Genomic DNA, 12,164 nt, shown 5'->3' on the forward strand with positions numbered 1-12,164 from the left:
TGCTACCAGACAAGATTCTGAATCTCGTTTGGCTTCTGCTTGCTATCTCAGTAAAATCTTAATCATGATTAGTTGAGTCTGCTAGCTTCAGCCTCGTTCGGATTAAGGAGTTCCCTATGAAATCAATAACACTCGCCTTAGTGGCGGTTGGACTCACGTTAGGATTATCGGGCTGCGCGACCACTAAATCGCCCACGGGGCGTGGCCAAACCTTGCTGTATTCGGCATCGCAAATGCAGCAAATGGGGGATGCTTCTTTTGAAGAAATGAAAAAGCAGCAAAAGATCAGCAGCGATAAAAAGCTCACCCAGTATGTAAATTGTGTGGCGAATCGCGTCACCGCTGTGCTACCCGATCAAAGCCAGAAGTGGGATGTCGTGCTATTCAACTCCGAGCAAGTGAACGCCTTTGCATTGCCTGGCGGACACATTGGCGTGTATACCGGATTATTAAAAGTCGCGAGCACGCCGGATCAACTGGCGACAGTCTTAGGCCATGAAGTGGCCCACGTATTAGCGCAGCACGGTAATGAGCAGGTCTCTCGGGCGCAGATGACGGGGATGGGGATGCAAATCGCCGATGCCGCCCTTGGCGCGAGTGGCGTATCAAACCGTGACTTATATATGTCTGCTTTAGGACTGGGCGCGCAGGTCGGGGTGATTTTACCCTTTGGCCGCGCTCAAGAGAGTGAGGCAGATGTGATGGGGCTGGAGTTGATGGCGAGGGCGGGATTTGACCCAGCGCAGAGCGTGGTGCTGTGGCACAATATGTCGAAAGCGGGCGGCAGCCAAGGGCCAGAGCTGTTATCAACCCATCCATCCAACAGTAATCGCATCGCCCAACTCGAGCAATTACAGGGGCAAATGCAGCCTTTGTATCAGAGCGCAAAGGCAAGTGTTAAAAACCAATGCGTGTTGCCGAAATAGCGATTTAGGGCGTGGCGCTCGTTTAGATGCAGGCCTTATCTTGCCGCAATTAGGCGCTATTGCTGGATAAATACGCATCGGTTACGTAAAATCGCCGCCAAAGTTAAATAAGCAGTCAGTTTATCAGCATAGGGCGTGGAACTATGGTAAACTGGCGCGCAAAATTCCATTGAACATTGAGAGTCGTTAATTATGTCTGATAAATTCAGTACTGTTGAACAGCAAGCAAGCTATGGTGTCGGTCGTCAAATGGGCGAGCAACTGGCTGCTAATTCTTTTGAAGGTGTGGATATTGCTGCCGTTCAAGCAGGTTTAGCCGATGCATTTGCTGGCGTTGAAAGCGCTGTATCTATGCAAGATATGCAAGTTGCATTCACTGAGATCAGCCGTCGCATTCAAGCGGCTCAAGAGCAAGCTGCTGCAGAAGCTTCTGCCGAAGGCGAAGCGTTTTTAGCGCAAAACGCTAAGCGTGCAGGCGTGATCGTGACTGACTCTGGTCTGCAATACGAAGTATTAGTTCAAGGTAGCGGTGCAAAACCAACCTACGAAGATACTGTTCGCACTCACTACCACGGTTCTTTCATCAATGGTGATGTGTTCGACAGCTCTGTTGTACGTGGCCAACCAGCTGAATTCCCAGTATCTGGCGTTATCGCTGGCTGGACTGAAGCGCTGCAACTGATGCCAGTAGGCACCAAGTTAAAATTATTCGTTCCACATCACTTAGCTTACGGTGAGCGTGGTGCGGGTGCTTCTATTCCTCCATACTCAACCTTAGTGTTTGAAGTCGAGTTATTAGACATCGTCTAATGTGATTGAAACGCCTAAGCCAGTCTTAGGCGTTTTTGTATGGAAGACAAAAACGATTGAGGAGATTGAAATGAGTGGACAAGTGAGAGTTGCAATTGTCGGTGCGGGTGGACGCATGGGACGGACTCTTATTGAATCGGCTTATCATCAAGAGCACATTCGCTTAGGCGCGGCGATTGAGCGTTCAGGTTCAAGCTTAATTGGCGTGGATGCGGGCGAGCTTGTCGGTGTGGGTAAGTTAAATGTCATTATCATGGATTCGCTGGACTATGCGACCGATGACTTTGATGTGCTGATTGATTTTACTGCGCCAGAGGCCAGTATTGTCCATTTAGATTGGTGCGTACGCCATAAGAAAGCCATGGTGATTGGCACAACTGGTTTCAATCATGCTCAAAAAGAACAAATCAATGCCTTTGCCGAGCAAACGCCGGTTGTGATGGCGCCGAATATGTCTGTGGGTGTCAATCTGATGTGGAAATTGCTTGAGTTGGCCGCTGAGGTCATGGGCGATTACACTGATATCGAGATTATCGAAGGTCACCACAGATATAAGAAAGATGCGCCATCTGGCACGGCACTAAAAATGGGTGAAGTGATTGCCAAGACCTTAGGTCGTGATCTTGAAAAATGCGCCGTCTATGGCCGCGAAGGGATCACGGGCGAGCGAGACCGTGAAACCATCGGTTTTGCGACTGTGCGCGCAGGCGACTTAGTGGGCGAGCATACCGCCATGTTTGCCGATATTGGTGAACGTTTAGAGATCACCCATAAAGCCTCCAGCCGTATGACCTTTGCCAACGGCGCTATGCGTGCCGCTCATTGGTTGGTGGAGCAGAAACCGGGTCTGTATGATATGCAGCAGGTATTAGGTTTACATTAAAATTAAAAAACGCCATTTGGCGTTTTTTTTTGCACTCAGATACCAATGTGTAGACGAGTTTGAGTTTATCCTGTAAACTCGCTGGAATTTGTCAAAATTTCGTAAATCAGCGGAAATTGGTATCTTAACATAACATAAAAACATTATATTTCAGTGGCTTGGCTCTTTATGGAGGTCGCGTTGACAAAGTCTGCCTTACTCGTACTCGAAGATGGAACCGTATTCACTGGCACAGCAATAGGTGCCGATGGTCTCTCAGTTGGTGAAGTTGTTTTTAACACTTCGATGACGGGATACCAAGAAATTTTAACTGATCCCTCTTATTCACGCCAGATAGTAACTTTAACCTACCCCCACATTGGTAATACTGGTACCAATAATGAAGATGTCGAATCCAATGGGGTTCATGCTTGTGGTTTAATCATTCGCGATCTTCCGCTCATAGCAAGTAGTTTCCGTAATCAACAAACCCTTAGCGATTATCTCAAAGCAAACAATGTTGTTGGCATCGCAGATATCGATACTCGTAAATTAACTCGAATCCTCCGTGAAAAAGGTGCCCAAGCGGGTTGCATCATGGCGGGTGCTGACTTGGATGAAGCCAAAGCGCTTGCAGCTGCTAAAGCCTTCCCTGGTTTAAAGGGCATGGATTTAGCGAAAGAAGTCACGACTGACAAAGCCTACCAATGGCGTAAAGGTAGCTGGCGTTTAGTGGGCGGTTTGCCTGAAGATACTCCAGCAGAAGCGCTTAAATACAAAGTGGTTGCCTACGACTACGGCGTTAAGCAAAACATCCTGCGTATGTTGGTTGACCGTGGCTGTGATGTGACGGTTGTTCCTGCAAAAACACCCGCTGCTGAAGTGTTAGCGATGAACCCAGACGGTGTGTTCCTCTCTAATGGCCCTGGTGACCCAGAGCCATGCGACTACGCGATTGAAGCGATTCAACAAATCCTGAAAACCGATACGCCGATTTTCGGTATCTGTTTAGGCCACCAGTTACTGGCATTGGCATCAGGCGCGAAAACCTTAAAGATGAAGTTTGGTCACCACGGTGCTAACCACCCAGTGAGCAATATCGAAAAAGGTAACGTGATGATCACCAGCCAAAACCACGGTTTTGCTGCCGATGAAGCCACATTACCTGCCAATATCAAAGTGACCCACAAGTCACTGTTCGATGGTTCACTGCAAGGTATCCATCTGACGGATAAACCTGCGTTCAGCTTCCAAGGTCACCCTGAAGCGAGCCCTGGTCCGAACGATGCGGCCCCACTGTTCGATCACTTTATCGAGCTTATTGAACACTATCGTCTTGTAACGAAAAGTCAGAACGCTAAGTAATACGCAAGCTAGGAGAAGAGAGAAGCAATGCCAAAACGTACAGATATAAAGAGTATTCTTATCCTAGGTGCAGGCCCGATTGTCATTGGTCAGGCATGTGAGTTTGACTATTCAGGCGCTCAAGCCTGTAAAGCCCTGCGTGAAGAAGGTTATCGCGTCATTCTGGTGAACTCTAACCCTGCCACCATTATGACCGACCCCGAAATGGCCGATGCCACTTACATCGAGCCAATCCAATGGGAAGTAGTACGTAACATTATCGCCAAAGAACGTCCTGATGCGATTCTGCCTACCATGGGCGGTCAAACCGCTCTAAACTGCGCGCTTGAGCTTGAGGCTAAAGGCGTGCTGGCTGAATTTAACGTTGAAATGATCGGTGCTACTGCCGACGCGATTGATAAAGCCGAAGACCGTAGCCGCTTCGACAAAGCCATGAAGAGCATTGGTTTAGAATGTCCACGCGCGGGCATCGCCCACAGCATGGAAGAAGCCTATGGCGTGCTTGAACAAGTGGGTTTCCCTTGTATTATCCGTCCATCATTCACTATGGGTGGCTCGGGCGGTGGTATTGCCTATAACAAGGAAGAGTTCGAAGAAATCTGTTCTCAAGGTTTAGATTTATCGCCAACCAAAGAGCTACTCATCGACGAGAGCTTAATCGGTTGGAAAGAATACGAGATGGAAGTGGTTCGTGACCGTAACGACAACTGTATCATCGTGTGCTCTATCGAAAACTTCGACCCAATGGGTGTGCATACTGGCGACTCTATCACAGTAGCACCCGCACAAACTCTGACTGACAAAGAATACCAAATCATGCGTAATGCCTCGATGGCCGTACTACGTGAGATTGGTGTTGAAACGGGCGGTTCGAACGTACAGTTTGGTATCAACCCGAAAGATGGCCGTATGGTGATCATTGAGATGAACCCACGGGTATCGCGTTCATCGGCATTGGCATCAAAAGCAACCGGCTTCCCAATTGCAAAAATTGCGGCCAAGTTAGCGGTGGGTTTCACCCTCGATGAGCTGATGAACGACATTACTGGCGGCCGTACGCCAGCGTCGTTCGAGCCTGCAATTGACTATGTTGTGACTAAAGTACCTCGCTTTAACTTTGAAAAGTTCGCTGGTTCTAACGACCGCTTAACCACGCAGATGAAGTCTGTGGGTGAAGTGATGGCGATTGGCCGTACTTTCCAAGAGTCACTACAAAAAGCCCTGCGCGGTTTAGAAGTAAGCCGTCACGGTTTAGACCCGATTACTGACATGTCTAAGCCTGATGCGTTAGCCCGTATCCGCCTCGAGCTAAAAGAGCCTGGCTGTGACCGTATTTGGTACATCGCCGATGCGATGCGTGCGGGTTTAACCTTGGATGAAATCTTCCGTTTAACCAACATCGACCCATGGTTCTTAGTCCAGATTGAAGAGCTGATTAAGCTGGAAGGCCAAGTGGCCGAAGGCGGTTTAGCCGGTCTTAACGAAGAACTGCTGCGTAAGCTTAAGCGTAAAGGCTTTGCCGATGCGCGTCTGGCGGCGGTCCTTGGCGTAAACGAGACTGAAGTCCGTAAACTGCGTGACCGTTTCGACATCCACCCAGTTTACAAGCGCGTAGATACCTGTGCGGCTGAATTTGCCACCGACACCGCTTATATGTACTCAACCTATGAGGAAGAGTGTGAAGCTAACCCATCCAACCGTGACAAAATCATGGTGTTAGGTGGTGGTCCAAACCGTATCGGTCAAGGTATTGAATTCGATTACTGCTGTGTGCACGCGGCATTAGCACTGCGTGAAGACGGTTACGAAACCATCATGGTGAACTGTAACCCTGAAACCGTTTCTACCGACTACGACACTTCAGATCGTCTGTACTTCGAGCCTGTTACTCTAGAAGATGTGTTAGAAATCGTCCGTATCGAGAAGCCAAAGGGCGTTATCGTGCAGTACGGTGGTCAAACTCCGCTGAAACTGGCTCGCGCCCTTGAGGCGGCGGGTGTGCCGATTATTGGTACTAGCCCTGATGCGATTGACCGTGCAGAAGACCGTGAGCGTTTCCAGCAAGCGATTCAACGCCTGGAAATGAAGCAGCCTGAAAACGATACCGTCACCACGGTAGAAGGTGCGGTAATTGCCGCCGAGCGTATCGGTTATCCGCTGGTGGTGCGTCCATCCTACGTACTGGGCGGCCGCGCGATGGAAATCGTTTACGACCAACAGGATTTACTGCGCTACTTCAACGAAGCGGTAAGCGTCTCTAACGCTTCACCAGTACTGCTAGACCACTTCCTAGACGATGCTATCGAAGTGGATATCGACGCAGTATGTGACGGTGAAACCGTAGTTATCGGCGCGATTATGGAGCATATCGAGCAGGCGGGTGTTCACTCAGGTGACTCAGGTTGTTCGCTGCCTCCTTACACCCTAAGCCAAGAAATCCAAGATCGCATGCGCGTGCAAGTCGGCAAGTTGGCGATGGAGCTGGGTGTTGTCGGTCTGATGAACGTGCAGTTTGCCGTGAAGAATAACGAAATCTACATGATTGAAGTTAACCCTCGTGCAGCGCGTACCGTGCCATTTGTGTCGAAAGCCACTGGTGTGCCGTTAGCGAAGATTGCCGCCCGTGTGATGGCAGGTCAAAGCTTAAAAGCGCAAAACTTCACTGAAGAAGTGATTCCACCTTTCTACTCTGTGAAAGAAGTGGTACTGCCATTTAACAAGTTCCCTGGCGTTGACCCACTGTTGGGCCCTGAAATGCGCTCAACGGGTGAGGTAATGGGCGTGGGCGATACCTTCGCCGAAGCCTATGCGAAGGCGCAGCTAGGTGCTACTTCTGAAGTGCCTAAGTCTGGTCGTGCACTGCTATCTGTGCGTAACAGCGATAAGAAACGGGTTGCCGACTTAGCCGCTAAGCTGATTGAGCTGGGTTATCAAATCGATGCCACCCACGGTACTGCAGTAATCCTAGGTGAAGCGGGTATCAACCCACGCTTAGTCAACAAGGTACACGAAGGCCGTCCACACATTCTTGACCGCATCAAGAACGGTGAGTACACCTATATCGTGAACACTACTGAAGGCCGTCAAGCGATTGAAGACTCTCGTCAATTACGTCGCGGTGCACTGCGTTACAAAGTGAACTACACCACGACCATGAACGCGGCATTTGCCACTTGCATGGCACACGCTGCGGACGATCGCACTAACGTGACGTCAGTGCAAGAGCTGCATCAGCGCGTATTGGCTAAATAAGCCATAAGCCTCTGCAATCAAAAGGCCGGATAACTGAGTTATCCGGCCTTTGTTTTTAAGGGGTAAAAGGTTTATAAACCGATACGCTCGGTTTCCATTGGCGGCGCATCATTGGGCAGCCAGCGGTGATAAATTTGTGCAAAGGTGCCATCGGCCTTGATGCTGACTAGTGCCTCTTTCCATTTATCAACTTCCTCCGTTGGTGTGCCTTGAGAAAACGCAATATAGAGATGATTCGCGCTGATGGTGTAGAGGGATTTTACATCATCAATACTGGCTCCGGCTTCTGCAAGAATACTTGGCGCCGTGAGATTAGCGTTGCACCAGAGATCGATTCGCTGCTTCATTAACTGCTTTGCGCTTAGTAGTGGTGTCGATGAGGGGGCGAGATTTGTAAACCCATGATCCATTAATAATTTTTCTTCGACTGAGGAACGATACACCCCAATTGCTTTTGCCTGCTTAGCACCCTCAATTGAGTCAATGCTAAGCTTGCTACTTTTTAGGGCATAAAAGTTTGTTGTGCCAACCGCGACAGGACCTATCAAACTAAACATACGCTCCCGCTCTGCGGTACGTGTCATTGTGAATAACACCGTGTTGGGTTGTTCGGTGATAATTTTCCAGCCGCGAGCCCAGGGCACAATCTTGATAGGATCTTGGTTATCGATACGTTTTTGGATTTCTTGCACGACTTGTACAGCTAATCCATCGGGTTGGCCATCAACCGAAAAGCTAATCGGAGCCCATTCTTCTGTATAAATATTGAGTGTGGCCTGAGCTGTGTGCGGGATAACGCAGAGAAGCATAACGCGCACTAAATGGGTAAAAAATGTCATTAATAACCCTAGGAATTAGAATGTTATATGCGAGTCTCACGGCGTGCTCATATTGAATTAAAGATGACAACTCTTAAGCTCGCAAGCCACTTTAGGGTTATTTTGTGATCTGTACTCTTGGCTTAGAAAATTATCGATAAATCATATTGGTCATTGAGGCAAGATAGAATTGCCTCCTTGTTGTGCAAAGGAGGCTGCCGATGCGCTATATCAGTTTTAGTGAGCTTTAGATCAGTGAGGTTGCTAATTGATGACCCATGAATAGGTCACTTAAAAAGCGCTATTCATGGGTATATATTGCTGTTACTGGCGATAAACATCACGTAGTAGATTATCGAGACAATTGACGACCCGCATACTTGAGTCTTCCATTAAACGTAGTTGCCTAACCATTTCGGGTAAATTGCCCTGTTGCCTTGCCGCGAGTGCTGCTTTACCTGCATCGTGTACCGCTTTGTGGGGTGCATCCAAGGCCTTAAAGTTACTCAAATGTTGATAATTTTCAGCACCAAAGCCTTTAAAATACCATTGGCCTAAACGGCATTCAGTATGGGAGTTCACACCATGGCTGTGCTGATTCTTTTCAATAAGTTGATACACATTACTCTTCCAAACGGCGTGGTCGAGTTTAGTGGTATTTAAGAATGAGGCTGTCGCAGCATTATGAATTACCTGCTGCATTTTATTAGAACGTTGCAGTACATCTTCAACGACTTGCCCTATTTGTGTTGAAGATGAGGCAACATCGAGGGCACTGTTTTGATTATTATGAACAATCTCTTTAATATTAGAGGCTTGTGTAACAATCTGTTTTACTAGTTTTTCGATTTGGCTGCTCGCTTCGTGAGCTTTACTGGCTAATTGTCTGACTTCATCGGCAACTACCGCAAAACCTCGTCCAGCTTCGCCCGCTCGGGCGGCTTCAATTGCTGCGTTGAGGGCGAGTAGGTTGGTTTGCTCAGAGATCCCTTGAATGGCGGCAACAAACTGGTTAATAGAAGAAGTGGTACTATCGAGCTCGGTTACAGCAGTCATGCTACTGGTGGCTTGTTCATTAATATAGGTTGCTCTATTACCTAAATTAATAATGGCTACCCGCGTTTGATCAAAAATCTTATCTAATTCGGACAGTGCTTCTTTTTCTTCAGTGAGTAGCTCTGCACTGCTGGCAAGACCATCTCTCACTGCATTTAACATCTCGCCGCCCTGATTTTGGCAGGCAATCACAGCACTATAATGATCGGTATTTTGGCGGGACTGTTGTTGCATGGCTTCATTTTCGCGGGCCATATTTTTTAGCTCTTCGATTTCAACTTCGTATCTATCTTGTTGATCAATTAGCTTTTGCTTCAGCGCTTCGTTTTCTGCTTTGAGTCTTGAATTAAACCACATAAAAACCTCTAAACTTTTATTGATATTGTTATGGCCACTGCATTAATAACGTCTAAGGTGCAATCCCTGCGGTATTAGGGTAAGTAGGAAAGTGTGGTAAGAAAATATTAACGTATATCAATGCCATAATCTTACTTTTTTATTGAATAACAATGAATTTATGAACTTGAGCAAATAAATTGCCCAAGTCCATTTTGGGTAACAAGTGAATATCTCGTACTGTATTTCTACAAATTGCGATTCAACCTTAATTGAGCTTGCTAGTTTGAGTGTTAACGCTTTGGTCTGCCTTTCATCGGCATGGCAGCAAAAGCGTTGTAACTCTTTTAAGCCACAGGTAAATCTAAAATCATTGTAGCAATACTAAAGTAAACGAGCACACCAATGATATCGGCGATTGAGGTGATAAGTGGTGCGCTGGCTGAAGCCGGATCCATTTTTAACTTGCTGAGTAAAAAGGGCAGTGACATGCCAATCAGGCTGCCAATGATCACTACGATCTGCATGGTCAGCGCGACAACTAGAGCAATCTCAGGACCACCGCGCCAAAAACCAAGTAGTGATACTGCCAAGGCCATGCTGGCACCGAGTAATCCTGCTACCCCTAATTCACGCCCCAGTAATGAGAGCCAATCCTTGAGTATCACTTCGCCAGTGGCTAAGGCTCGCACCATCAAGGTGGCTGATTGTGAACCCGCATTACCGCCGCTATCGATGAGCAGGGGAAGAAAGAACACCAAAGAAACATAACTGGCAATGGTATCTTCAAAAAAGGCGATACCAGCGCCAGAGAAAATATTACCAAACACCAAAATGACCAACCAAACGACTCGTTTACGATAGAGCAGGCCTATGCTGGCGGTTTTTAAATTGTGATCAATATTGCCGATGGCCGCAGTTTTAGTAAATTCAAGATCAACCTGTGAACTGGCAATGTCCATCGCATCGTCATAGGTGACAATACCGACTAACTGTCCCTTGCCATTGATGATGGGGAGAGCCAACAAATCGTAATGGGCGATCATCTGTACTGCCTCTTGGCAAAGGGCGTTGGCATCTAAGGCAATGGGGTTGGGCTTCATAAAGTCGACCACTCGCTCTTCTGGCTGCGCTAAAAGTAATTGTCTAAGTGATACAGTTCCAATTAAACGGCCTAACATATCGACCACATAGGCTTGATATATGGTTTCTTTGTCGGCGGTTTCCGTGCGCAGCATATCAATCGCTTGTGCGGCGGTATGTCGACTATTGAGCAAGGTATAATCCGATGTCATCGCCGCACCGACCTTGGTTTTATCGTAGGCGGCCAAGGTGCGCAGATCTTCCCGTTTAGCCTGCGCTAACACGGGCAATAATCGTTTTTGTTGTTCAGGTTCGAGCAGGTTATAAAGATCGGCGCGCTCGTCCGCTGCCATAGTGAGCAACAGCGATGACAGCGTGGTTTTATCTAACTGCTGCACTAATTCTGTTTGTAATTCATCACGTAAATAACGAAATAAATCCGCCGCAATTTTGGCGGGCGCAAGTTGCAAAAACCGTAATTGCTGTGGCTGAGTAAAGCTACCAACTACAGCGGCAATATCTGCGGGGTGACGCTCTTTCGCTAAAGCCGTAATGCCTGCTGTATCGCGCTGCTCTAAAATATTTTGGATAGCTACGACGATTTGCTTAGTATTTTTTTGGTTGTTGTTCATGTTCATAGTTCATTCTCCCAACGATCTATTAATTAAAGAAAAAGGTAAAGTCAGCACCCAGCTGTTGTGTGTTTCCTTTTAGGCTGTTGCCTAGGCTTAGTTGAAGTTGTAACTGTCTTTTAAGTAAATATTGATATGCGAGTTTGTAGGTTCGTTCATGGGACTCATGGCGATAAAATTCGGCTATCCATTGCTGCTCAGTGTCGTATTCGAAGGCGATAGCAACTCCTGCAATAAGCTGGGGCGATTGAGCGCCATACTGATCGATACCTAGGTTGCTATAGAGGCGTAAATTCTGAGCTGCCAAGTCATATCCCAAAATCCCCACAATTTGCGTTGTTAGAGGGTGGCTGCCTTGATGATTTTTTTGCAAATTAACAGCCAGCGCACTTTGCCAAGGGGCATAGTCTGCATTTAATGGCAATTTGAATCCCAGCTCGGTTTGCTGCTCATTGATAGCATTATTGCTTTGTTGTTCAATGCCTAAGTGCCATTCCCACAGGCCTGGGTTGCAGGTGCCACTGCCATTTATCTGTTTTGCGCTGTGATCGGATCTCGGCTGTTGCCAACCTAGCTGTAACTCGCAGTGTTCGGCGATGCTGGGATCATCCACATCGAGTTGAGAGGCATTTGTTGCGACGCTAATACATAGCCCCAAAAATGCCCAAGACTGAAAAGCAAAGGTGAATGGCTTGTTTGTGTACGCCATGGTTTAACTCCCTGAGTGTGGGAGCCAACTGGGGCAAAATAGGCGTGAAGATGTATTCAATAGGCAGCACTTATTCTCCGGCTCAATGCCGGAAAAACCAATAGGCGAGCGCTAACGCTAGCATGACTGGCTAATATTAAGGTCTGAAATTGAATGTACGGGAGTGGGGTGAGATGTGTCACGCTACTACCCTGCTTAGCAGGTAGCAGCAAAATATTGCGGGCTAGTGCTAGGCGTTAAATCCTGTCTTTTGGACAGGGCATCTACTGTTACTGTCGCTTATGTGTGTGCCCACAGTTGGTCTCCTAATGGTAA

At 47.6% G+C, this 12,164-nt stretch carries 9 protein-coding genes; 5 read left to right on the forward strand and 4 right to left on the reverse strand.

Going from position 1 to position 12,164, the window contains the following annotated elements; all coding sequences use genetic code 11:
- Nucleotides 1-116 precede the first annotated feature (116 nt).
- The 5 genes from HG547_RS07490 to carB all read left to right on the forward strand — a co-directional run bounded on the left by HG547_RS07490 (nt 117) and on the right by carB (nt 7,215).
- Nucleotides 117-926 carry a M48 family metallopeptidase gene (locus HG547_RS07490; RefSeq protein ID WP_169547474.1) on the forward strand — a complete coding sequence of 270 codons (810 nt, stop codon included), beginning with the start codon at nt 117-119 and terminating at the stop codon, nt 924-926.
- A 192-nt stretch (nt 927-1,118) separates the two neighbouring features.
- Nucleotides 1,119-1,736, forward strand: a complete 618-nt coding sequence (locus HG547_RS07495; protein ID WP_169547475.1) for an FKBP-type peptidyl-prolyl cis-trans isomerase — start codon at nt 1,119-1,121, stop codon at nt 1,734-1,736.
- A 70-nt stretch (nt 1,737-1,806) separates the two neighbouring features.
- The gene (gene dapB / locus HG547_RS07500; protein ID WP_037415093.1) at nt 1,807-2,619 is read left to right on the forward strand and encodes a 4-hydroxy-tetrahydrodipicolinate reductase; all 813 of its coding nucleotides are present in this window, start codon (nt 1,807-1,809) and stop codon (nt 2,617-2,619) included.
- 168 nt (nt 2,620-2,787) lie between these two features.
- Nucleotides 2,788-3,963 carry a glutamine-hydrolyzing carbamoyl-phosphate synthase small subunit gene (gene carA / locus HG547_RS07505; protein ID WP_211164580.1) on the forward strand — a complete coding sequence of 392 codons (1,176 nt, stop codon included), beginning with the start codon at nt 2,788-2,790 and terminating at the stop codon, nt 3,961-3,963.
- A gap of 27 nt (nt 3,964-3,990) precedes the next feature.
- Complete coding sequence (gene carB, locus HG547_RS07510) at nt 3,991-7,215, forward strand: carbamoyl-phosphate synthase large subunit (RefSeq protein ID WP_069453359.1); 3,225 nt, start codon at nt 3,991-3,993, stop codon at nt 7,213-7,215.
- Between the two features lie 71 nt (nt 7,216-7,286).
- Here carB and HG547_RS07515 read toward each other — a convergent pair whose 3' ends face one another.
- From HG547_RS07515 to HG547_RS07530, 4 genes are all read right to left on the reverse strand, one after another.
- A complete protein-coding gene (locus tag HG547_RS07515) occupies nt 7,287-8,024 on the reverse strand; it encodes an ABC transporter substrate-binding protein (protein ID WP_224022186.1) in 738 nt (245 codons plus the stop codon).
- Between the two features lie 333 nt (nt 8,025-8,357).
- Entirely contained in the window at nt 8,358-9,446 is a 1,089-nt protein-coding gene (locus tag HG547_RS07520; RefSeq protein ID WP_069453358.1) for a methyl-accepting chemotaxis protein, read from the reverse strand.
- A gap of 326 nt (nt 9,447-9,772) precedes the next feature.
- Complete coding sequence (gene mgtE, locus HG547_RS07525; protein WP_169547478.1) at nt 9,773-11,146, reverse strand: magnesium transporter; 1,374 nt, start codon at nt 11,144-11,146, stop codon at nt 9,773-9,775.
- Nucleotides 11,147-11,168: 22 nt separating this feature from the next.
- Nucleotides 11,169-11,849, reverse strand: coding sequence for a hypothetical protein (locus HG547_RS07530; protein WP_169547479.1), 681 nt, complete (start codon nt 11,847-11,849; stop codon nt 11,169-11,171).
- Nucleotides 11,850-12,164 lie beyond the last annotated feature (315 nt).

The organism is Shewanella sp. DNRA4 (genome assembly GCF_012843185.1).
Lineage (GTDB): Bacteria > Pseudomonadota > Gammaproteobacteria > Enterobacterales > Shewanellaceae > Shewanella > Shewanella xiamenensis.

What these genes read in the sequence shown, in the direction of transcription:
- HG547_RS07490 (WP_169547474.1), top strand. Translation starts at nt 117, where the DNA reads ATGAAATCAATAACACTCGCCTTAGTGGCGGTTGGACTCACGTTAGGA.
- carB (WP_069453359.1), top strand. Translation starts at nt 3,991, where the DNA reads ATGCCAAAACGTACAGATATAAAGAGTATTCTTATCCTAGGTGCAGGC.
- HG547_RS07530 (WP_169547479.1), bottom strand. Translation starts at nt 11,849, where the DNA reads ATGGCGTACACAAACAAGCCATTCACCTTTGCTTTTCAGTCTTGGGCA.
- HG547_RS07520 (WP_069453358.1), bottom strand. Translation starts at nt 9,446, where the DNA reads ATGTGGTTTAATTCAAGACTCAAAGCAGAAAACGAAGCGCTGAAGCAA.
- dapB (WP_037415093.1), top strand. Translation starts at nt 1,807, where the DNA reads ATGAGTGGACAAGTGAGAGTTGCAATTGTCGGTGCGGGTGGACGCATG.
- HG547_RS07515 (WP_224022186.1), bottom strand. Translation starts at nt 8,024, where the DNA reads ATGCTTCTCTGCGTTATCCCGCACACAGCTCAGGCCACACTCAATATT.
- carA (WP_211164580.1), top strand. Translation starts at nt 2,788, where the DNA reads ATGGAGGTCGCGTTGACAAAGTCTGCCTTACTCGTACTCGAAGATGGA.
- mgtE (WP_169547478.1), bottom strand. Translation starts at nt 11,146, where the DNA reads ATGAACATGAACAACAACCAAAAAAATACTAAGCAAATCGTCGTAGCT.
- HG547_RS07495 (WP_169547475.1), top strand. Translation starts at nt 1,119, where the DNA reads ATGTCTGATAAATTCAGTACTGTTGAACAGCAAGCAAGCTATGGTGTC.